General features: G+C 69.6%; 20 protein-coding genes and 5 tRNA genes. 18 read left to right on the forward strand and 7 right to left on the reverse strand.

Annotated elements, in window-relative coordinates:
* Positions 1-420 precede the first annotated feature (420 nt).
* Complete coding sequence (locus NUV94_05700) at positions 421-1,224, reverse strand: HEAT repeat domain-containing protein (protein MCR4392264.1); 804 nt, start codon at positions 1,222-1,224, stop codon at positions 421-423.
* Between the two features lie 119 nt (positions 1,225-1,343).
* Here NUV94_05700 and NUV94_05705 point away from each other — a divergent pair, with 119 nt between their 5' ends.
* Genes NUV94_05705 through folE form a run of 3 tightly spaced genes read left to right on the forward strand, consistent with a single transcriptional unit; the run spans position 1,344 to position 3,750 of the window.
* Positions 1,344-1,799, forward strand: coding sequence for a hypothetical protein (locus tag NUV94_05705; GenBank protein ID MCR4392265.1), 456 nt, complete (start codon positions 1,344-1,346; stop codon positions 1,797-1,799).
* 18 nt (positions 1,800-1,817) lie between these two features.
* On the forward strand, positions 1,818-3,170 hold the full coding sequence (locus NUV94_05710; protein MCR4392266.1) for a tryptophanase: 1,353 nt from the start codon (positions 1,818-1,820) through the stop codon (positions 3,168-3,170).
* A 10-nt stretch (positions 3,171-3,180) separates the two neighbouring features.
* Positions 3,181-3,750 (forward strand): GTP cyclohydrolase I FolE, encoded by a 570-nt coding sequence (gene folE, locus NUV94_05715; GenBank protein MCR4392267.1) that lies wholly within the window; start codon positions 3,181-3,183, stop codon positions 3,748-3,750.
* Here folE and NUV94_05720 read toward each other — a convergent pair.
* The gene (locus NUV94_05720) at positions 3,728-4,741 is read right to left on the reverse strand and encodes a hypothetical protein (GenBank protein MCR4392268.1); all 1,014 of its coding nucleotides are present in this window, start codon (positions 4,739-4,741) and stop codon (positions 3,728-3,730) included. The genes folE and NUV94_05720 overlap by 23 nt on opposite strands.
* A gap of 117 nt (positions 4,742-4,858) precedes the next feature.
* Here NUV94_05720 and NUV94_05725 point away from each other — a divergent pair, with 117 nt between their 5' ends.
* From NUV94_05725 to NUV94_05785, 13 genes are all read left to right on the forward strand, one after another.
* Complete coding sequence (locus NUV94_05725) at positions 4,859-6,265, forward strand: Do family serine endopeptidase (GenBank protein ID MCR4392269.1); 1,407 nt, start codon at positions 4,859-4,861, stop codon at positions 6,263-6,265.
* Positions 6,266-6,275: 10 nt separating this feature from the next.
* Positions 6,276-6,353: transfer RNA gene (locus tag NUV94_05730), tRNA-Pro, on the forward strand.
* Positions 6,354-6,411: 58 nt separating this feature from the next.
* Positions 6,412-7,209: a M55 family metallopeptidase gene (locus tag NUV94_05735; protein ID MCR4392270.1), complete on the forward strand. Its 798-nt coding sequence runs from the start codon at positions 6,412-6,414 to the stop codon at positions 7,207-7,209.
* Positions 7,210-7,308: 99 nt separating this feature from the next.
* A tRNA-Gly gene (locus NUV94_05740) sits at positions 7,309-7,382 on the forward strand.
* A gap of 60 nt (positions 7,383-7,442) precedes the next feature.
* Positions 7,443-7,520 (forward strand) — tRNA-Arg (locus NUV94_05745).
* A gap of 131 nt (positions 7,521-7,651) precedes the next feature.
* Positions 7,652-7,726, forward strand: a tRNA-His gene (locus NUV94_05750).
* A 77-nt stretch (positions 7,727-7,803) separates the two neighbouring features.
* Positions 7,804-7,878: transfer RNA gene (locus tag NUV94_05755), tRNA-Arg, on the forward strand.
* Between the two features lie 18 nt (positions 7,879-7,896).
* Positions 7,897-8,286, forward strand: a complete 390-nt coding sequence (locus tag NUV94_05760) for a hypothetical protein (protein MCR4392271.1) — start codon at positions 7,897-7,899, stop codon at positions 8,284-8,286.
* A gap of 43 nt (positions 8,287-8,329) precedes the next feature.
* Entirely contained in the window at positions 8,330-8,929 is a 600-nt protein-coding gene (locus tag NUV94_05765; protein MCR4392272.1) for a TetR/AcrR family transcriptional regulator, read from the forward strand.
* Positions 8,922-9,362 carry a hypothetical protein gene (locus NUV94_05770; GenBank protein MCR4392273.1) on the forward strand — a complete coding sequence of 147 codons (441 nt, stop codon included), beginning with the start codon at positions 8,922-8,924 and terminating at the stop codon, positions 9,360-9,362. The genes NUV94_05765 and NUV94_05770 overlap by 8 nt, the downstream gene beginning before the upstream one ends.
* A complete protein-coding gene (locus tag NUV94_05775; protein ID MCR4392274.1) occupies positions 9,363-11,762 on the forward strand; it encodes an MMPL family transporter in 2,400 nt (799 codons plus the stop codon). It abuts the gene before it with no gap.
* Positions 11,746-12,546, forward strand: a complete 801-nt coding sequence (locus NUV94_05780) for an outer membrane lipoprotein-sorting protein (protein ID MCR4392275.1) — start codon at positions 11,746-11,748, stop codon at positions 12,544-12,546. The genes NUV94_05775 and NUV94_05780 overlap by 17 nt, the downstream gene beginning before the upstream one ends.
* Positions 12,547-12,618: 72 nt before the next feature.
* Positions 12,619-13,803, forward strand: coding sequence for a DUF401 family protein (locus NUV94_05785; protein ID MCR4392276.1), 1,185 nt, complete (start codon positions 12,619-12,621; stop codon positions 13,801-13,803).
* Here the strand turns inward: NUV94_05785 and tgt are convergent.
* From tgt to recG, 4 genes are read right to left on the reverse strand one after another with little or no spacing between them, the layout of a single operon-like run.
* Complete coding sequence (gene tgt, locus NUV94_05790; GenBank protein MCR4392277.1) at positions 13,800-15,005, reverse strand: tRNA guanosine(34) transglycosylase Tgt; 1,206 nt, start codon at positions 15,003-15,005, stop codon at positions 13,800-13,802. The two genes, NUV94_05785 and tgt, sit on opposite strands and share 4 nt — an antisense overlap.
* A gap of 3 nt (positions 15,006-15,008) precedes the next feature.
* Positions 15,009-15,941 carry a queuosine salvage family protein gene (locus NUV94_05795; protein MCR4392278.1) on the reverse strand — a complete coding sequence of 311 codons (933 nt, stop codon included), beginning with the start codon at positions 15,939-15,941 and terminating at the stop codon, positions 15,009-15,011.
* A 5-nt stretch (positions 15,942-15,946) separates the two neighbouring features.
* On the reverse strand, positions 15,947-16,234 hold the full coding sequence (gatC, locus tag NUV94_05800) for an Asp-tRNA(Asn)/Glu-tRNA(Gln) amidotransferase subunit GatC (GenBank protein ID MCR4392279.1): 288 nt from the start codon (positions 16,232-16,234) through the stop codon (positions 15,947-15,949).
* Positions 16,235-16,236: 2 nt separating this feature from the next.
* Positions 16,237-18,303, reverse strand: coding sequence for an ATP-dependent DNA helicase RecG (recG, locus tag NUV94_05805; protein ID MCR4392280.1), 2,067 nt, complete (start codon positions 18,301-18,303; stop codon positions 16,237-16,239).
* Positions 18,304-18,562: 259 nt separating this feature from the next.
* Here recG and def point away from each other — a divergent pair, with 259 nt between their 5' ends.
* Both def and fmt read left to right on the forward strand, forming a co-directional pair.
* Positions 18,563-19,066, forward strand: a complete 504-nt coding sequence (gene def / locus NUV94_05810; GenBank protein MCR4392281.1) for a peptide deformylase — start codon at positions 18,563-18,565, stop codon at positions 19,064-19,066.
* On the forward strand, positions 19,063-19,992 hold the full coding sequence (gene fmt, locus NUV94_05815) for a methionyl-tRNA formyltransferase (protein ID MCR4392282.1): 930 nt from the start codon (positions 19,063-19,065) through the stop codon (positions 19,990-19,992). The genes def and fmt overlap by 4 nt, the downstream gene beginning before the upstream one ends.
* Here fmt and NUV94_05820 read toward each other — a convergent pair.
* Complete coding sequence (locus NUV94_05820; protein MCR4392283.1) at positions 19,959-21,179, reverse strand: MFS transporter; 1,221 nt, start codon at positions 21,177-21,179, stop codon at positions 19,959-19,961. The genes fmt and NUV94_05820 overlap by 34 nt on opposite strands.
* Between the last annotated feature and the right edge of the window lie 42 nt (positions 21,180-21,221).

The following is a 21,221-nucleotide window of genomic DNA, read 5'->3' on the forward strand; positions in this document are numbered from 1 at the left end:
TCTCTTTTCATCCAGCATCGGTTGTCAAGGTCAAGTCCTGCAATCAAACATTGGCCTCCTCTTGCTCGCACTGCCGGACCCTGTGGCTCACGGTGGCGCATTGGAAACCCGGATCCTCGGCAACTCAGCGAAGATCTGGGCCAACGATGGGTGAACCCAATCTCCTAGCTCATGCGCCGGCGCTGCCAGGCGATGGGTAGGTCGAAATGCGGTCAATTGCGTGTGCTTGCGAATGGGACCAGGGCCTGCACGGAGCGGGAATGGGTGGGAAGCCCCCGGTGCAGTACACTACGGACGTCGGGTACGGTTTGCCCAAGAAGTTCGCATCGTGCTCACACCCACTTTGGGGCAACGGTAGCCCGGCTAGGGCACGTGGGGGTCAACGATCTCCTGCGGTCTCGAACGCGGCTTCGCTCTGCCCTACAGGTAGCGCAACGCCTCCCGGGCCACCGGGGCCCGGTCCTCATCGTCGAGCCACCGCCTGAGCTCGCTCGCGGTCGGATCCGGACACGCCTGGCCGAGCCGGGCCAGCGCCCGCACCACCGCCCCGCGCACGTACCGCCGCTCGTCCAAGCTCAACCGCCGAAGCAGGATCAACGCCTTACGCGCCCGCGCCTCCACCCCAGGGCCGGTCATGGCCATCGCCACGTGCCAGAGGACCTGCTCGTCATGGGACGCCGACCAATACGTGAGCTGTTCGAACGTGTCGTCCGGGTACACGGGGAAGAACGTATGGGCCAACACCCCTGGGCCGAGGGCGTTGCGCACCTCCGGGGTCCGGTCCGAAAGCAGCGGTTCGAGCAGCTTGAGGAGCGGGCCCGCCCAGTCCAGGCGCACCGGATCCGCCGCCGCCGCCGCGGCCAGGACCACCGCCCGCCGCACCAGCGGGTCGGGGTCGCCCCGCCACGTCCCGAAGAGGGGATAGACCTCGGCAAACCGCTGGGCAAGAAGCGCCCCCAGGGCGTGCACCGCCGTCTCCCGCACGAACCGATCCTTGTCGCTCGCCAGGGTGCGCAGGCGGTCCACCGCCTGGTCCGGCTGAGGGGCGTGGGCGAGCACGGCGGCAGCCAGACGCCGGGCCTCGGCCGGGCCGGCGGTCAGCCGGTCGGCCCAGGCCACCGCCCCTTCATCCGCAAGCTGGACGATGAGGCGCTGCCGGGCCGCGCCGCCACGGCGCCATGCCTCGGCCAGTATTTCCACATCCGCAACCGGTTCCCCGCCCATGTTGCGCAGCATACCCGTAGCGCCCACCCGCCGTCAAACATGAAACCCCACGCCTCCGGCGCGGAGCCGGCCGCAACGCCCCCTTTGCCCATGGGCTACAATGGGCCGAGGAGGGAACCATGCGCAAGCGTGCTGTGCTGTGGGGAATGGTGGTTCTGGTCACGTTCGCGGCCATGGCCCAGGCCCCAGTAGCCCGTCCCAGCTTGGGGGTGGGAATGCAGTCCACCCTGCCCGCGGTGTTCGGGATCTCGGTTCGTTACTGGGCCACACCGGACCGCGGCTTCGAGGGAGATCTGTTCCTGATCACGTTCGACGGGCAGCCGTACGGGATGGCCGCTGCCCGGGCCCTGGCCCGGGCAGCGGCCACCGAGTCGGCGAGCTTCTACGTGGCCGGTGGGGCGTCGCTCCTGTTCCCGGACGAGAACTTCCTCGCCCACCTGTGCGGGGGGATCGAGCTCGCCCTCCCGTTCGCCCCGTCCCTGGCCCTGAACACCGAGTTCGGTTTGACCTGGGCACGGGATGGCGGATGGGGGATGGCGTTCGGCACCGGGATCCACTTCTACTTCGGCCTCTGATCGAGAAGGGAGCGAACCGTGGACGGAGGCTTCTGGCCTAAACCGTACAAGATCAAGGTAGTGGAGCCGATCCGCCTCCTCCCGCGGGAGGAACGGGAGAAGAAGCTCGAGGAAGCAGGGCACAACGTGTTCCACCTTGCCAGCTCCGACGTGTACGTGGACCTCCTCACCGACTCCGGCACCGGGGCAATGTCTCAAGCCCAATGGGCGGCGCTGATGGAGGGGGACGAGGCCTACGCCGGGAGCCGCTCGTTCGTCCAGTTCCAGCAAACGGTCCAGGACATCACCGGGATGCCCTACGTCCTCCCCACCCACCAGGGCCGGGCCGCGGAGCACGCGTTCTTCTCGGTCGTCCTCAAACCGGGCGATGTGGTCCCCAACAACACCCACTTCGACACCACCCGGGCCAACATCCTGGCCCTGGGCGGCCGGCCCCTCGACCTCCCCACCTCCGAGGGCCTCGACCCCGACCTGGACCACCCCTTCAAGGGTGACATGGACGTAGAGGCTCTGCGCAAGCTACTCCGTGACCCCCCGGGCCGGATTCCCTTCCTCATGCTTACCCTCACCAACAACACCCTCGCCGGGCAACCCGTGTCTCTGGCCAACGTGCGGGCGGTCGCGGAGCTCGCCCATTCTTATGGGATCTCCCTCATCCTGGACGCCGCCCGCCATGCCGAGAACGCCTACTTCATCTGGGAGCGGGAGCCGGGGTACCAAGACAAGACGCCCAAGGAGATCGCCCGGGAGGTCTTCTCCCTGGCCGACGGGTGCCTTATGTCCGCCAAGAAGGACGGGCTCGGGAACATCGGGGGGTTCATCGCCCTCCGCGACCCTGAGCTCTACGCCCGGTGCGCCGAGCGGCTGATCCTGGTGGAGGGCTTTCCCACTTATGGAGGCCTCGCTGGCCGGGATCTCGCGGCCTTGGCCGTGGGCCTCCGGGAGGCCCTGGATTTGGGGTACCTCCGGGACCGGGTGGCTCAAGTGCGGTGGCTCGCCGAGCGCCTGCGGGAGATCGGGATCCCGGTGTACTGGCCGCCGGGCGGACACGCGGTGTACGTGGACGCTGCCCGCTTCCTCCCGCACATCCCCAAGGATGCGTTCCCCGGCCAAGCCCTGGTGTGCGCCCTCTACCTTGAGGGCGGGGTGCGGGCGGTGGAGGTGGGGTCGGCCATGCTCGGGGAGAGCGCGAAGCTGGAGCTCGTGCGGTTGGCAGTGCCCCGGCGGGTCTACACCCAGGAGCACCTCCAGGCGGTGGTGGAGGCGTTCGCGCGGATTCGGGAGGGGGCCCGAGCGATCCGCGGCCTGCGCCTGGTGGAGGGCGGGGGGCCGCTCAGGCACTTCGTGGCCCGGTTCGTCCCGGGAGTGTAGGGGGTGGAGCGTGGACCTAGCTAAGATCGAGGCCGGGGTCCGGCTGATCCTGGAAGGCCTGGGGGAGGAGTTGCTCTCCCCGGAGATGCGCGCCCATACCCCGCGCCGGGTGGCGGAGATGCTCGTCGAGCTGTGCGCCGGGCTGGGAAAGGACCCGGCGACGGAGATCGAGGTCCTCCTCCAGGAGCCCTACGACGAGATGGTGGTCCTGCGGGACATCCCGTTCCACTCCCTGTGCGAACACCACCTGCTGCCGTTCCTGGGCCGGGCCAGCATCGCCTACTTGCCCAAGGGCGGGCGGATCGTGGGGGCGGGGAAGCTCGCCCGGGTGCTCGAGGTGGCCGCGGCCCGGCCGCAGCTCCAGGAGCGGCTTACGTCCGAGGTCGCCGATGCCCTGATGGAGAAGCTCCACGCCCACGGGGTCCTCGTGTACGTCGAAGCGGAGCACCTGTGCCTGACCCTGCGCGAGGCGCGGGCTCAAGGAAGCGTGCTCGCCACCTCCGCCATCCGCGGGATCTTCCGCACCGATCCTGCGGCCCGGGCCGAGGCCTTGGCCCTCATTCGCCGATCTTCCACGTGACCAGCCGTGGGTCGTCCTTGGGCAACGGAACCACGGTGAGTTCGCACGTCCCCCCGACGTGGGCCAGCACCGCCCGCACCGGCTCCCCGGGGCGGGCATCGCTGTACCGGGCGGCCAGTTGCACGGCGAGGCCAAGCTCCTCCTCGGTCGGCGTTCCCTCGACCAGCGCCAGGGGGCCGGGCACGTCGGGGAACATGACCGTCCACCGTCCGGATGAAAATCCGTTCAGGATCACGTTTTCAGTCTCGTCCCGGCTCACGATGACCTTGGCCGTGGGCGAGATGCGGAAGTGCCGGCCGTACCGGAGGAGGGCGAAATCGCGCTCGTCCAGGGCGGCGAGACCACGAGCCCGGGACGCATCCCGCAACCGGGCCGCATACGCCTTCTCAAGGAGGAGGCAGCACCCCCCGGACGGCTGGAGGAAGTGGTGGATCCCCCACGCTTGGGCCAACGCCAGTTGCCGCCGCCGGGAGCGGCCCTGGATGTCCAGCCAATCATCGCGCCGCACCCAGCCTTGCCTTTCGGGGTAAGTGGCCGGGAGAAGGCGGCCAGAGAGAGGACGCACGACACGATCGCCCAGCCCTGACTCCTCGGCCACGAGCTCGAGGGCCCGCCGGTGCTGGGACATCGGGCGCTGCCCAAGGACCTCTCCGGTGACCACGAACGCCGCCCCCTCCGCGGCCATGACCTCGCCCGCCTTCCGCACCATGAAGATGCGGCAATCGATACACGGGTTCATCCCCGAACCATAGCCGTGCCGGGGATGGCGGACCACGTCCAGGTACTCGCGGGACACATCGAGGAGCCGGACCGGGATGCCGAGCGCCTGTCCGGTGGCGAGCACGGTGTCGCACCGGCCCTGGCCGATACAGAACCCCGTGGCCAGGTTCACCCCTACCACCCCGAACCCGAGGCGCAGGGTGAGGGCCGCCGCCAGCGCCGAATCCAGCCCGCCGGAGAGGAGAGCGATCGCCCGGACGTCTTCCACCATCGCCGGGTATCATAGAAGGTGAACGTGGGTTCCCTCCACCGGATCTCCACCGGGGCTGCACGCTCCCTGCAAACCGGACGTGCTAGGGTGGTACCCAGTTCAGGAGGTGAAGCGCGCATGAGGAAGGTCACAGCCGTTTCGGCGTTGATGCTCGTGGTGGCGGTGCTCGCCCTGGGTCAGAACGTTCAAGAGGCGATCACCGCCTCCGGCCAGGCGGCGGTCAAGGCGGCCATCGCCCGGGTCGCCCCGGCGGTGGTGAAGATCGAGGCCGCGAAAAGGGTCACGAGTTGGTGGGACCAGATCTTCCAAGATCCGTTCTTCCGGCGCTTCTTCGACGTACCCCCTCTCGGGGGGCGCGAGGTGACCTCGCTCGGGTCGGGGTTCGTGGTGGAGCACGGGGGGAAGCGCTACGTCCTGACCAACGCCCACGTGGTGGAAGGGGCGGACTCGATCCGGGTGAGCGCCCAGACCGGGAAGATCCTCCCGGCGAAGGTGGTGGGCACGGACAGTTGGTTGGACCTGGCGGTGATCGCCGTGGAGGACGCCGCGGACCTGCCCGCCGCCCCGCTCGGGGACTCCGACGCCCTGGAGATCGGGGATTGGGTGATCGCCATTGGGAACCCCTTGGGGTTCTCGCACACGGTGACCCTGGGCATTGTCTCCGCCCTTAACCGGGACGTGCCCCGGCCCGACGGGTCCGGGTACTACCGGCGCATGATCCAGACCGACGCCGCCATCAACCCCGGCAACTCCGGGGGCCCCCTGGTGAACGCGTACGGCGAGGTGGTGGGGATGAACACCGTCATCGCCCGCAGCACCGAGAGCGGGGTGGCGGTGGAGGGGATCAACTTCGCGGTGCCGATCAACGAGATCAAGCAGGTGCTCGCCCGGATGATCGGGGAGGGCAAGGTGACCCGGGCCTGGCTTGGGGTGTACATCCAGGACCTGATCCCGGGCATGGAGCGCCAGTTCGGCGTGGCCTCCGGACAGGGGGTGCTGGTAGCGGATGTCGTCTCCGGTTCCCCGGCGGAGGCGGCTGGGATCCGGCGCGGGGACGTGATCGTGTCCGTGGCTGGGCGTAAAGTGGGGTCCGCCGCTGCCCTGCAGGCGGAGATCATGTACCGCCGAGTCGGGGAGACGGTGGAGATCGGGCTCGTGCGGGATGGCCGGTCCCTGACCCTCACCGTGACCCTGGGGGCGCGGCCGGATGAGGGGACGGTATCCCCGCCCAGCCCGGCTCCCGGGGCGCCCAAGTTCGGGCTGACGGTTCACGACATCACCCCGGACGTGGCCAGACAGTTCGGCCTCACCCAGGTCGCGGGCGGGGTCATCGTGACCGCGGTGGCTCCCGGATCCCCAGGCCACGTGGCCGGGGTCAGAGCCGGGGACGTGATCGTGGAGGTAGACCGGCGGCCGGTGAAATCGGTGGAGGACTGGAACCGAATCGTGGCCGATCTGCCCGAGTCGGGGGTGCTGCTCACCGTGCAGCGGGAGGGACGGACCCTGTTCCTCTTGATACAATAGAGGTGTAGGTCGGAGAGTAGCGCAGCCTGGTCAGCGCGCATGGTTCGGGACCATGAGGTCGGCGGTTCGAATCCGCCCTCTCCGACCAGGTGGGGCCCAAGATGGGCCCTTTTGTGTTGCCATTGAGATTCCCTTGGGGGTGGGCGATGAAGGTGTACATCAGCGCCGACATCGAGGGCGTGACCGGGGTAACCCACTGGGACGAGACCGAGCGGAGCAAGCCCGACTACGGCCTCGCTCAGGAGCAGATGACGGCCGAGGTGGCCGCCGCCTGTGAGGGGGCCAAGGAGGCCGGGGCCACGGAGATCTGGGTCAAGGACGCCCACGATACGGGGCGGAACCTGATCCCCGGCAAGCTCCCCCCGGAGGTCAAGCTCGTCCGGGGGTGGAGCGGCCATCCGTTCTCTATGGTGCAGGAGCTGGACGAGACGTTCGCTGCCCTGGTCATGATCGGCTACCATGCCCGGGCCGGTTCGGCGGCGAGCCCGCTTGCCCACACCATGTCCGGTGGTGTGGCCTACATCCGGATCAACGACCTGTACGCCTCGGAGTTCCTCCTCCACGGATATGCGGCGGCGCTGCGGGGGGTAGCGGTGGCGTTCGTGTCCGGGGACGCCGGCCTGTGCGAGGAGGTCCGGGGCGTGAACCCACGCATCCCCACCCTGGCGGTGAAGTGGGGCGTGGGCCAGTCCACGGTGAGCATCCACCCCAAGCGGGCGGTGCAGGAAATCCAGGACGGGGTTCGGCGCGCTCTGGAGGGCGCGCTTGACCAATGCCGCCTTCCCCTGCCGCCGCGATTTGTGGTGGAGATCGGGTACAAGGACCACACCAAGGCCTACCGGGCCGGGTTCTACCCCGGGGCGCGGTTGCAAGGCTCACACCGTGTGGAGTTCGAAACCGATGATTACCTGGAGGTGCTGCGGTTCCTCCTGTTCGTGGTCTGAGCCCCAGCCCATCCCACGCCGTCGTTGCCGTTGACGAGGGAGGCTGTGATGCATAGAATCCCCAAGCGAACCGGATCTAAACCCAGGGGGAGGAAGCGCGCGGGTATAGCTCAATGGCAGAGCGCTGGCCTTCCAAGCCAGCGACGCGGGTTCGATTCCCGCTACCCGCTCCAGGGACCGTAAACCGTGATCCGATTTGGGGTAGTTTCGCGGTTCACGGATAACGGGCCTTGGCGCCCGTGGCTCAGTTGGATCAGAGCGGCGGCCTTCTAAGCCGCAGGCCGGAGGTTCGAGTCCTCCCGGGCGCGCCAGGACAAGGCGGTTCGTGGGGTGGAGTTCGCCGGTTGTGACGAATCCCCACGGGACCGAAGGGTCTTGCGGGGGCTTGCCGAGGTTTGGACGGGGTTCCACAAGATCGTAAGATCTTGTGGGGTGTCTTATGGGGAGCGTAGCTCAGTGGTAGAGCACCGCGCTGTGGCCGCGGCGGTCGCGGGTTCAAATCCCGTCGCTCCTCCCAGCTCCGTGAACCGTTATCCGTGACGGGTTAATCCGTTGTTTGTGCAATCACGGTTCACGGATAATGGGTCACGGATTGCGCCCGTAGCTCAATAGGACCAGAGCATCGGCCTTCGGAGCCGAGGGTTGGGGGTTCAAGTCCTCCCGGGCGCATTTTTTAGGGGGTGAGCGGTGGAGAGGTGGTTTTTGATAGCGTTCCTAGTTGTAATCGCCGGGCTCCTTGGGGCCATATTCTGGGTCCTTTTTGGCCTGGCCGAGCGGGGGATCCCCGTGCAGTTTGGGGGTGAAGTGGCCCTCAAGGAGCCGGTGGGGGTGAGCGTGATGCGGGTGGAGGTGGTGCTGCCCGAGCCCCTGGCGGTGGAACTCGTTCAGCCGATGACGGCGGTGATCCCCGGGCCTCTCGCGGTGGAGGCCAGCCCCGGGGGGATGGAGGTGCGGGCTAGCCTTGCCGCCCTCACCTGCCCCCGCTGCGGGGAGGGGCCGCTCGTCCCGGTGCGCTGGAACCTCCTCACCGGCGAGATCACCTGGCGGTGCCTTCGCTGCGGCTACACCGCCCCTTGACCGCTTGAGCCGGGGGCGGTAAGCTATCGAACGAACGTTCGTTATGAGCACAGCCGTGTTGGCCGAGCGGATCGTGGAAGCGGGCAAGCGCCTGTTCGCCGAACAGGGCTTCCACGCCACCGGAATGCGCGCCATCGCCCGTGCCGCCGGGGTGTCCATCGGCGCCATCTACCACTACTTCGCGTCCAAGGACGAGATCTTCCTCGCCGTGCTGCGCCAGGAGTACGAGCGCCGCCTCCAGGAGGCCCGGGCCCTGTGGGAACAGGGGCTTCCAGCCTCGGAGATCATCCGCCGGGTGGTGGAGCTGCACTTCGCCACCCTCGCCGGCCATAAGGAGTCCGTCCAGCTCCTCAGCCGGGCGTGGGCCCCGGAGACGCCCGCCCTGCGGGCCCAGGTCCAGGCCCTGCGCGAGGAGTACGCGGCGTACATCGCCAAGTTCCTGGAGGAAGGGATGGAGGCCGGCCAGATCCGGCGCGCCCACCCCCTGCTCACCGCCTACGCCCTGTTGGGCTTGGTGGAGGCGGTGACCGGGCGGGCGCTCGCCGACGACGAGGCGGCCCGGGAGTTGCTCGAGGTGGGGCCGGCGGAGCTGGCGGACATGTCCTGGCGGGCCCTTCGGCCGGAAGGGAGGGGTGATGCGTAGACTGGCGGCGTTGGCAGTGGCGCTGGTGCTGATCGGGGCGGCCGCGGCCGGGGAGCAGGTACGGCTCCTCATCGTGGACGAGACCAAGACCTTGGAGGAATCGGTGCGGCTGGAAGCCCTCGCCCGCGGCCTGCGCGCAAGCGGCGTGTTCCAGGTCCAGGCGATGCTGAAGCTTCCCACCGAGCCCTGGCAGGGGGAGCCGTTCCACTTCGTGCTCGTCCTCCCCGCGCACAGCCGATTCGCATGGTTGTGCGCTCCGGGCCCAGTGCAGTACCTCCCGGAGCCCCTGCAACGGCCCTACCACGGCCTGGCCCAAGGGGTCCACCAGGCGTTTGCCGGCCGCCGCGAGGTCCGTGGCCCGGGGGATGACCTTTGGCCCTTCCTCTTGTCCGGCTACCTCCAGCACTTCGGGGTACTGCACGGAGGGATGTAGGTGCTGAAGCGCCTCGTGCGGGGGATCGTCCAGCACCCGGCGTGGGTGCTCGTGGGCATCGGCGCCGTGACCCTGGCCTTCGCCGCATTCCTGCCGCGGCTCGGGTTCCAGGCCGACTACTCGAGGATGCTCCCCGCAGAGGACCCGGTGGTGGCCCAGTACGAACGGACCCGGGACCTGTTCGGTGCCGGGTCCCTGTTCATGTTCGCCATGGCCGCCGCGGAGGGGGACACGATCTTCAACCTCCCCTCCCTGACCAAGCTCTACGCGATCACCGACGAGCTCCGCTCGCTTGTGGACGAAGGGCTGCTCGAGGAGGTCATCTCCCCGGCCAACGTCAAGATCGTGGAGGGCACGGCCACCACGATCCGGGTCCACACCATCCTCCCCGGGCCGCCCGCCACCGAGGAGGACGTGGCCCTGTTCCGCGAGAAGGCCCTGGGGGAACGGCAGATCCGAGATTCCCTGGTCTTGGCCGACGGCTCGGGGGCGGTGCTCGTGCTCAAGCTCCGGCCGGAGGTGGAGGACCGGGAGGACGTGATGGCCCAAGTCCTGGCCAAGCTGGAGGAGATCGAGACCCGGTATGCAGGTCCTGAGCGGTTCTACATCGCCGGCGACGCCGCGTTCCTCGTGTACGTGAACCGGTACATGCGCCGGGACCTGGGGTTCCTCCTCCCAGTGGTGATCGCGGTGGTGGTGGCCGTGCTGTTCGTGAGCTTCCGCACCGTGCGGGGGGTGGTGCTACCGCTGGCGGTGGTGCTGGTGGCGGTGATCTGGACCCTCGGCCTCCTCGCCATGACCGGGACGAAGCTGACCATGATCTCCACGTTCCTGCCGGTGCTGCTGGTGGCGGTGGGGTCGGCGTACGGCATCCACGTGGTCAACGACTACAGCCAACGGACCGGGTGGGGTGGGGACCGCCGGGAACGGGTGGCGGCGACGGTGGAGGACATGTTCATCCCGGTGCTCGGGGCGGCCCTGACCACCGCGGCCGGGTTTCTCACCCTGCTCTCTTCGTTCCTGAACCCAACCAAGGAGTTCGGACTGTTCTCGGCGTTCGGGGTGATGGTCGCGTTCGTGCTAACGATCACCCTGATCCCAGCCGTCCTCGCCCTGCTGCCCTCGCCCAAACCGCGCCGGAAAGGGACCCGTCCGTGGCTGGACCGGGCCGCGGCCCGTGGGGCGGCGTTCCTCGCCCGGCGGCCGGTGTGGACGGTGGTCGCCGCGGCGCTGGTATTGAGCGCCTTCCTGGCCGGGGTCCCGCTCCTCAAGGTGGAATCCGACGTGACCAAGTACTTTCGCGCCAACTCCCCGGTGGTCCGGGGCCTCAACTTCGTCGAGGACCGATTCGGGGGAAGCCAAGAGCTCTCCGTGGTCATCGACACCGGCCGCCGGGACGGGCTCAAGGACCCGGAGGTGCTGCGGTTCATGGACCGCCTGCAAGGTTTCCTCGAGGGGCGCCCGGAGGTGGGGAGCACCTCGTCGCTCGCCGACCTGGTGAAGGAGACGTACTTCACCCTGCGCGGGGATGATCCCGCGTACTACGCGGTCCCCGAGAACGCCAAGGCCGTGGCCCAGGTGCTGCTCCTCTACGAGATGGGCGGGGGCGAGGTAACCCGGAGCATGGCCACCCGGGATTTCGGGAAGGGCCGGATCACCGCCCGGGTCCGTTCGGTGGGCCTGGAGGGGTTCGCCGAGCTCACCCGGGCGGTGGACGGGTTCGTGGGGAGGGAGATGCCGTCGGGCGTGCTCTCCTACTACCTGACCGGATCGCCCAGCCTGTACATCCAACTGTCGAAGAAGCTCATCCAGTCCCAGGTCGTCAGCCTGGGGGCCAGCCTGGGGGCGGTGGGGGCGATCGTCGCCGTACTCATGGCGTCGCTCGGGGCCGGGCTCCTGTCCCTGATCCCCCTCGTGGTGTCCATCGCCGGGAACTTCGGGATCATGGGCTACGCTGGGGCGTACCTGGACATGGCCACGGTGATGATCGCGAGCCTGTCGGTGGGGATCGGGGTGGACTACGCGGTCCATTTCCTGTCCCGCTACCGACGGGAGCGGGCCGCCGGCCGCGGCCACGAGGAGGCGTTGGCGGAGACGTTCCGCACCTCCGGACGGGGGATCCTGGTGAACGCAGCCACCTTGACCCTGGGCTTCCTCGTGATGCTCCTCTCCAACTTCGGGGCGCTGGTCACCTTCGGTTGGCTGATCACGGTCACCATGCTCACCAGCCTGGTGGGGGCGTTGTTCATCCTCCCGGCGGCCCTGGGCTGGGTGCGCCCGGCGTGGCTCCTGCCGCGGGTGCGCCTGGTGCGAACCGGGCGGGGATACCGCGTGCAGATGGCGGGGGCAGATCCGCCCACCGATGAAACGAAGGAGGTGCGCGATGAAGCACGGGACTGAAGCGCTGTTGGCGCTGGCGATGTTGGCGGTGCCGCTCTTGGCGCTCGGCCAGGGGATCACGGCCGACGACATCCTGGCCAAGGTGGAGGACCAGGGTTTCTTCGGCACGGGGAGGGGCAACCTGTACGGGGCGCTCGCGGTGACCATCGAGGAGCCCGGCCAGGCCCCGGTGGACTACGCGTTCCGGGTGTGGGCCAAGGAATACCCGGATGGTCTCACCAAGACCCTGCTCCTGTACGCGGCCCCGGAGGCGGTGGCCGGGACGATGTACCTCGCCCACATCCCGGAGGAAGGGATGGCCCGGATGTGGCTGTGGCTGCCGGCGTTGGAGCTCGTCAAGGAGCTCGTGGGCGAGGAGGAGCGGAAAGGGGAGTTCATCTCCGGAAGCGGCATCACCTACGACGACGTGGCCCAAGGGTTCAGCTACCGGGAGGACTACACCCCCCAGCTGGTGGGGGAGGAGGCGGTCGGTGGGCACCCGACCTGGGTCCTCGCCCTCACCCCCAAGGGGGCCAAGGCGGAGTGGGCGCGGATTCGCCTGTGGGTCCACAAGGACGCGTACCTGGTGCTTAAGGTGGAGTTCTACGACCGGAACGGGGCGTTGGCCCGGGTCCTTTTCGCCGAGGACCTGGTGGAGGACGCCCTTGGCCTCCGCCCGAGCCGGCTGGTGGTGGAGGACCGGACGGAGAAGACCCGCGCCGTCGTGGAGATCCAAGAACGGTCGGAAGCGGAGATCCCGGACGCGTACTTCTTGCCCGAGAACCTGCCCTACCTCGCCCCCTGAGGGCGGGGTCCGCCCCGGGGGTTCGTCGGCCGCGAACCTCGAACAAGGACGGCCGCTGGACGTGAACGCCCGATGTCCGCGCTGATCTGGGCCGGGTTCGCCCTGTCCTTGGCCGCCCTCCTCGGCCTGGCGCGGTGGAGCCTGTGGGGGGCGATGGCGGTCGGGGCGGCCATCCTGGGCGTGTTCACCCTTCCCCTTCGGGAGGTGATCCCGACCCTGGCCGCGGTGCTGACCGACCCCGGGGTGCTCCTGCTCGGGCTGGCGGTGAGCGTGATGCCCCTGATCGGGGCGGCGATGGAGCGGACCGGGCGCATGGATGCCCTGGTAGAGAACCTGGGAGTGGGGCGGCGGGCCGTGTTCGCCCTGGCTCCTGCCCTCCTGGGGATGCTCCCCATGCCCGGTGGGGCGCTCCTCTCTTCGCCCCTGCTGGAGCGGACCGGTGGGGCGACAGCAGAGGTGCGGGCCGCGGCCAACGTGTGGTTTCGGCACGCGATGCTGTTCGTGTACCCGATCTCCGCCTCCCTCATCACCGCGGCCAAGTTGGCTGGCCTCGATGTGTGGACGGTGCTCCCCTACCAGCTCCCAGCCCTCGTCCTGTCCGCAGCCCTGGGCTACATCTGGCTCCTGCGCCCGGTGTCCGGTCGTCTGGACCCAAGCGGGCCACGATCCCCAGCCGCGCTCCTCGCCCCGCTCGCGATCCTCCTCGCCGCCCCGGCCCTGGACCTCCTCCTCAAGCGGGCGGCCCACCTCCCGGTGCCGGAGCTGGCCACGTTGGCTGGGGTGACCGCGAGCCTGGCTCTCGCCGCGTGGGGCAAGCTCACGGTGTGGGACGTGGTCCACCTGGCCCGCCGGGGGAAGCCGTGGCGGTTCGGCCTGATCGTGGCAGGGATGTTCGCGTACCTCGCGGCCTTCCAGCGCTCCGGGATGCCGGGGCTCATCTCTGGGTTGCACCTCCCGCCCCAGGTGCTGTGCCTGGGGATCGGATGGCTGCTTGGGTTCGCCACCGGGCGGCAGCAAGCGGCCACCTCCATCGTGATCCCCATCTACACCGCGAGCTACGGCCTGATGGGGCCGTGGGCGTTCGCCGTGACCTATTTCGCCTCGTACTTAGGGTACCTCTTGTCCCCGCTCCACCCGTGCCTCACCGTGTCCGCGGCGCATGCCGGGACCACCCTCGGGGCCACCTGGCAACGGCTGCTGCCGCCGAGCGTGGTTGCCCTCCTGGTCACAGCCGTGGCCGGGTTTGTGGTGCTCTAACCGTGCGGCGGCTCGCGAACGAGGTCGAGGTCGGGCACAGCCCCCCTGGTTAGGACAGTCCGGATCCGGTCCATCAGCCGGACCATGAACCGCAGGTTGTGCACCGTGGCCAGCCGGTAGTAGGAGAGCTCTCCGGACCGAAAGAGGTGATGCAGGAACGCCCGGGGGTACCGTCGGCACGTGAGGCAGTCGCACCCCTCCTCGATGGGCCGATCGTCGCGGCGGAGCCTCCCTGTCTTGATGGAAAGACGAAACCTGGGCTCCCCAAACCCAAGCAGAACTCCGTTCCGTGCCAGACGCGTCGGGGCAGCGCAGTCGAACGTGTCCACCCCCAAGCTCACCGCGACCAGGATGTCCTCCACCGCCCCGATCCCGAGGAGGTGGCAGGGACGGTCCCGGGGGAGCTCGGCCACCGTCCACTCGAGCACCCGGTGCATGTCCTCCTTGGACCGGCCCAACGACCCGCCGATCGCGAACCCGGGGAACCCCATGCTGGCGATGGTTCGCGCCGACGCCCGGCGCAGGTCCTCGTACGCCCCGCCCTGGACGATCCCCCATAGGGCCTGATCCGGATTGGGGCCAAGCCCCTGCGTCCCTTCGAACGCACGCAGGGCCCGCTCCGCCCAGCGGTGGGTCCGGTCCATCGCCGCCTTGGTGTACGCACGGTCGTGGAACGGAGAGGTGCACTCGTCCAAGGGCAAGATCACATCCGCCCCGAGGAGCCGTTCGAGGAGGATCACCTCCTCCGGGCTGAAGAAGATCCACGACCCGTCGATCACCGACCGGAACCGGACCCCATCCTCGGTGAGCCGGACGAGGGATTCCCCCATCGGCCGGATGGGCGCCGCGCCGGGGAAGATGGGCGCGATCTTCCCCACCCCGTGGACCTTGCCTGCCCCGAGGCTGAACACCTGGAACCCGCCGGAGTCCGTGAACCAGGGGCCTTGCCAGCCGGTGAACCCGTGCAGCCCCCCAAGGGCCCCGATCGCCTCCGCGCCTGGGCGCAGGGCCAGGTGGTAGGTGTTGGCGATCAGCACCTCCACCCCGATCGCCTCCAGGTCTTGGACCGCAAGGGCCTTCACCGTGCCCCGGGTGGCCACGGCCACGAATGCCGGGGTCTGAACCACGCCGTGGGGGGTGAAGAGCTCGCCAAGGCGGGCCTCCGTCCCCGGGACCTCGGCCAGGATCCGGAACGAGGACATGGGCTAGTAGAACACGGTGAGGGTGCGGTGGTGGGGGACCGGCAGCTGGCGCTGGCTTAGGTGCCACAGGAGCCAATCCACCTCGAACGCCCTGAGCGGCCGGCCGCGGCGTTCCAGGGCTGCAGTGAGCTCCTCCACCGCGACCACCGTCGCCGCCCGCAGCTCCACCTCCGGTGGGGACCCGGCCGGGATCGGTTCCATCCGGTCGAGGCGCTGGGCCAGCGCGGGGTGAAGGGCAAGCGCCCCTTCTGCGCGGAGGATCTGGGGAAGCTTGTAGTCGGCGAACGCCGTGAGCCAATCGAGGTCCGTGAGCCTTCCTGGGCCCTCCCCGGCGAACGCCCCGGCGAGGTCCGCGCACAGGATCTGGGCCCGCTTGTGGAAGAACACCGCGCGGCCGCGGTACTCGGCGGCGTCGCGGAACGAGGGGAGGTGGGCGGTGAGAAGCTCCACCAGGCGCCGGCAGGAGCCCCGGGCGGCGGCGAAAAACGCCCGCGCGGAACCAAACCGGAGCAGCGCCTCCCCGACCTCCCGTACGACCCGCGCCCGCAGGGGAAGGAGGGCGATGTCCCCCAGGATGCGGCGCAGCCCGTCCACGTCGAGCGCGGCCATGTTCTCGGGCTCAAAGAACTCCGGGTCCCCTTCCGCGGCCCGACGCAGGGCATAGGCCAGGGCGAAGTACCCGGTGAGCCGTTCCCCAGCGGGCCCGGCCACGGACCACGCCTTGTTCGGCCAGAAACAAAAGTTCAATGCGTCCAGGACGAGGAGGTAGCGCAGGGAGAGCTCCTCTGCCCCGCGGAAGTGGTAGCGGCCCTCCCAGGTGGAGAGCGGGAGATCGACCAGCCACCCCGCCAGGGCGTCGAGCGCGTTCCGATCGAGGCGCACCCAGCGGGCCCGGCGCACAATCCACCGAGATCCCGTTCGGACCGGGTTCTCCATCGCCGTCAGCCCTCGAACACCGGGGGGACGAAGAAGTACCCGTCGCGGGCCGCCGGCGCGTTCGCCATGGCCTCCTCCGGGGACACCGAGGCCCGGGGCTCGTCTTCCCGCCACGCGTTGACCTGGCCCGGCAGCGGGGTGAACGGAGGCACGTCCTCGGTGGGGAGCTCCTGGAGCTTTTGGAAGTAGTCGAGGATCCGGGAGAGGTCGGCCCGCAGATGCCGCCGCTCCTCCGGGGACAAGCTCAACCCGGAAAGGGCCTCCACGCGCTCCATGGTCCGCTCGTCGATCACGTTCACACCCCCAGCAGGGTCAGCGCCTCCCCGAACCGGCGATCCACCTCCCGGGCCAGCGCCTCCGGCACCCCCGCCTCCACCACGCGCAGCGCCTCGGCCCGCGCCCGTTCAAGGAGCCGGAGGTCCCGCACCAGGTCCGCCGCCCGGAGCTGGGACACGAACCCATGCTGCTGCGTCCCGAGGAGGTCGCCGGGCCCGCGGATGCGCAGGTCCGCCTCGGCGATCTTAAACCCATCGGAGAGGTCGCGAAAGGCGGAGAGGCGTTCTCGGGCGTCGTCGGCGGTGGGGTCGGCGATGGCGAAGCAGATCGCGGGCTGGCCCTTGCGGCCGATTCGCCCCCTGAGCTGGTGGAGCTGGGCAAGGCCGAACCGGTCGGCATGCTCGATCACGAGGAACGAGGCGTCTGGCACGTCCAAACCCACCTCGACCACGGTGGTCGCCACCAGGAGCTGGATCTCTCCCTCCCGAAACGCGCTCAAGGCCGCCCGTTTCTCCTGAGGGGACATGCGCCCGTGGAGCAGGCCCACCCCATGGTCGGGGAACCGCTGCCGCAGCTCCGCGTAGGCCGACTGAGCCGCCCGTAGGTCCAGCTCCGCCGACTCCTCCACCAGGGGGAACACCACGTACCCCTTCTCCCCCTGCCCAAGAAGGCCCCCCACCTCTCGGTACACCTCCTCCCGATGGGACTCCGAGACCCAAACCGTGCGCACGCTTCCCCGCGGGGCCGGCATCTCCTCGAGCACGGACACCGCGAACTCCCCGTACAGGGTAAGGATCACGGTGCGGGGGATGGGGGTAGCGGACATGACGAGGATGTTCGTGCCCGCCCCCTTGGCCTCGAGCGCTGCCCGCTGGATGACCCCGAACCGGTGCTGCTCGTCCACCACCGCCAGGGCCAGATCGTGGAACGCCACGTCCTCCTGGATCAGGGCGTGGGTCCCCACCACCACGTCCACCTCCCCGGCGGCCACCGCGGCGAGCATCTGCCGCCGTCCTTTCCGCCCAAGGTCCCCCACCAAAAGACCCACCCGCACCGGGAGATCCCGGAATAGCTCCTGCAGCACGAGGTAGTGTTGCTCGGCCAGGATCTCGGTGGGGGCCATCACCGCCGCCTGGGCCCCGGCGGAGGCGGCCATGACGCACGCCCCAGCCGCCACCGCCGTCTTGCCCGAGCCCACGTCCCCTTGGAGAAGGCGCAGCATGGGGTAAGGGGCGCGGAGGTCGGCGTCGATCGCGGCCAGGGCCCGCTGCTGGGACGGGGTGAGCCGGAATGGGAGGCCGGCCAGGAACCGGTCCATCCATGCGCGGTCCGGGACGAGCGCCCGCCCGGTGGGCCGGTCTTGGGCCCGCCTCCGGACGACCCCGACCTCGAGCAGGAACAGTTCCTCGAACGCGAGCGCCTGCCGCGCCCGCTCGAAGTCCTGGGGGCCGTCCGGGAAGTGGATCTTGGCCATCGCCTCCCGGCGCGGCAGGAGCCCTAGGCGCTGCCGCACCTCCCTCGGCACCACCTCCGGGATCCTTGAGCCGAACCGGTTGAGCGCCCGCCGAATCAGGCCCTGGAGGATGGCCTGGGACAGGCCCTCCGTGGTCGGGTAGATGGGCACCCAACGGCCGGTTTGAACGTTGACCCCTACCCGCTCCCAAACCGGGTTTTCCATCTGCAGCTCCCCGTACCGGAGCTGGGCCCGGCCCCACAGCGCGTATTCCTGACCTTGGTCGATCTGGTCCCATAGCCAGGGCTGGTTGAACCAGATCGCAAACAGAAGCCCGGTCCCGTCGTCCACCGCTACCTTCACGAGCTCCAGGCCCGGCCGCACCTTGACCCGCGACTTCGCCCGTACCACGCCCTGGACCATCGCCGCCTCCCCGTCGCCCACCTCGGCGATGGGCACGAGCCGGGTGCGATCCTCGAGGCGCCGGGGGAAGAAGGTCAGCAGGTCCTCAATGGTGTGGATGCCGAGCCGCCTGAGGAGGCTCAGGCGCTTCGCCCCCACCCCCGGGGCATGGGCGATGTCCCCCGGCCAAACCTCCTCGGCCGGTTCCCCCCGCTCCAGCCGGGCCAGCACCTCCTCGAGGCGCGCGAGAGCCGCCTCCCGGGAGGACGGGTCCAGGGCCGCGTAGCCAGCCACGGAATGGCCGCCCTCCGGGAGGTGACGGCTCACAAAGCCCTCCAGGCCCCCAAGGACGGCGGCATCGGCGCACCCCTTCCGCCGCTCGAGCTCCACCACCTTGCGCACGAGGGCGATCCGCGCGGCGAGGTCCTCCTCCGTTGTCGGCATTATCGGATCCATCTATAATAAACGCCTTCACTGGGAGGACCAAGGGATGGTACGGGTTTATCCGGATCCGATCTTGCGGCGGCCGGCTCAGCCGGTCCAGCCGGGAAGCGACGAGGCGCGCATGGCGGCGACCTCCCTGCGCCGGGCGTTCGCCGAGCTGGAGGCATTGGGGCTCGCGGCCAACCAGATCGGGTTCCCGGTACGGGTGATCATGGTCCGCCTTGGGGACGAGGATCAGGTGCTCCTGAACCCGGCCATTGTGGCGCGGTCGTCCGCGCTCTCCGTGGAGTCCGAGGGGTGCCTGTCCATCCCCGGGGTGGAGGCGGAGGTGCCGCGGGCGGCGGAGGTGGTGGTGCACGCCATGGACGAGGAAGGCCGGCCGGTGGAGCTCACCCTCACCGACCTGGAGGCCCGGCTCCTCCAGCATGAGGTGGACCACCTCGACGGGGTGCTGTACGTGGATCACCTCCCGTTTTCCGAGCGTCGCCGCATCCTGCGCGCGTTCCGCGAAGCCCAGAAACGAAAGGAGCAGGTGACTTCCGCCACGTGACGGTACGCCTCGCGTTCGCCGGCACCAGCCGGTTCGCCGTGCCGGCCCTGCAGGTCCTGGCGCGGCGGTTCGGCCTGGTCCTGGTGGTGACCCAGCCCGATCGGCCCGCCGGACGCGGGCTCCCGCTCACCTCGCCCCCGGTCAAGGAGGAGGCCCAGCGCCTCGGCCTGCCCCTCGTTCAGCCCCGGTCGATCAACGCCCCCGACGTGGTGGAGCGGTTGCGGTCCTTGGACCTCGACCTTTTGGTGGTGGCCGCGTTCGGCCAGCTCCTGCGCCCGGCCGTGCTGTCCCTCCCCCGGCTGGGGTGCGTGAACATCCACGCCTCCCTCCTCCCCAACTACCGCGGGGCGGCCCCGGTGGCATGGGCGATCATCCACGGGGAGGAGGAGACCGGGGTGACCACGTTTCGCCTGGACGAGGGAATGGACACCGGTCCGATCTTGCTCCAGCACAAGGCCGCGATTGGCCCGAACGACACGGCCGGGGAACTGGAGGCGCGCCTGGCGGAGCTGGGTGCGGAGCTGATCGTGGACACGGTGGAGGGCTTAGCTAGCGGCACCCTCACCCCCGTGCCCCAGCCCCCGGAGGGGACGCTCGCGCCGAAGCTCCACCGGGAGGACGGGCGCATCCGCTGGGATTGGGAGACGCGACGCATCCACAATCTGGTGCGGGGCACGAACCCATGCCCCGGGGCGTACACGCACTTCGGGGAGCGGCCGGTCAAGGTCCATCGCACCCGCCCCGTGGAGGAGGGGCGGTCGGACCTCCCCCCCGGGACCATCCTCCCCCGACGGGACCGGCTCCTCGTGGCCACCGGAGACGGGGCATTGGAACTTCTCGAAGTCCAGCCGGCGGGGTGCCGGGCCATGTCCGGCCGGGACTTCCTGAACGGCTACTGCCGGACCGCCGGGGAGCGGTTCGCTTGACCCGGCCGCCACGCCCACAGGGCAAGCGCGGCCACCAAGGCGAGCGCTGCCCCGAGGAAGAACGGGGCTCCCGGGCTAAACCAATCCCATAGCGCCCCGGCGATTACCGACGCCGGCAGGTCCAGCGCCCCCACCACCGTGCTGTACGCCCCGTACGCGGTCCCGCGCAGTTCCGCCGGGACGAGGTCGGCCACGAGCGCCCGCGCCGTACCGTAGGCCGCCCCGTAGTAGGCGCCGTACGCCGCGTACAGGAGCCACATCGTCCACCCCCGGCCCGCCAGGCCGATGCCGAGGTAAATCGCGGCGTAGGCGAGCCACCCTCCCACGATGAGGGCCTTGCGGGGGATCCGGTCGGACAGAGCCCCGGCCGGGGTAGAGACCACGGAGTACACGAGGTTGAACACGACGAGCATCCCCAGGATCCCCAGGACGCTCGCCCCCAAGGACTGGGCCCGCAGCACCAGGAACGCGTCCGCGGAGTTGCCGAGTTCGAACAGGCCCACGATGAGGAGGAACACCCCGAACGGCCGGCCCAGGCCGCGGAACCCCACCCGCACCGCCCCTTTGGCCGCCCTCCGGCTCGTCTCCCGGGCCCCGATGGCCAACACCAGCACCGCGAACACGGCGGGGACCAAGCTGACGAGGACGATCACCTGAAACGTGCGGGCCTGGAGCGCCCCGGCCCCGCCTTGGGTAAACCACACCGCGAGCATCGCCCCCAGGATCCCCACCATCGCCCCTGCCGTATCCGCGGCGCGGTGGAACCCGAACGCGAACCCACGGCGGCCCGCATCCACCGAGTCCGCCACCAGGGCGTCCCGGGGCGCGGTGCGGATCCCCTTGCCCACCCGGTCCGCCCACCGGGCCCCGGCCACCGCCGCCCACGATGAGGCGAAGTACAGGACGGGTTTGGACAGGGCGGAGATGCCATACCCGGCCACCGCCAGCCACTTCCGCCGCCGCAGCCGGTCCGAGAGCCGCCCTGACCCCACCCGCAGAAGCGAGGCGGTGGACTCGGCCACCCCTTCGATGACCCCGATCAAGGTGGTCCTCACGCCAAGCACGCCCGCGAGGAACAGCGGAAGCACGTTGAGCACCATCTCCGAGGACACGTCCATGAGGAAGCTGGTGATGCTCACCGCCCAGAGGTTGCGCGGAAGTCCCTTAAGCTGAGCCTTGCTCACCATCGTCCCTCCTCCCATGGTACGACAAGGAAGACCCGAGTATAC

This window comes from Candidatus Acetothermia bacterium, assembly GCA_024653305.1.
In the GTDB taxonomy this organism is placed as follows: domain Bacteria; phylum Bipolaricaulota; class Bipolaricaulia; order Bipolaricaulales; family Bipolaricaulaceae; genus JACIWI01.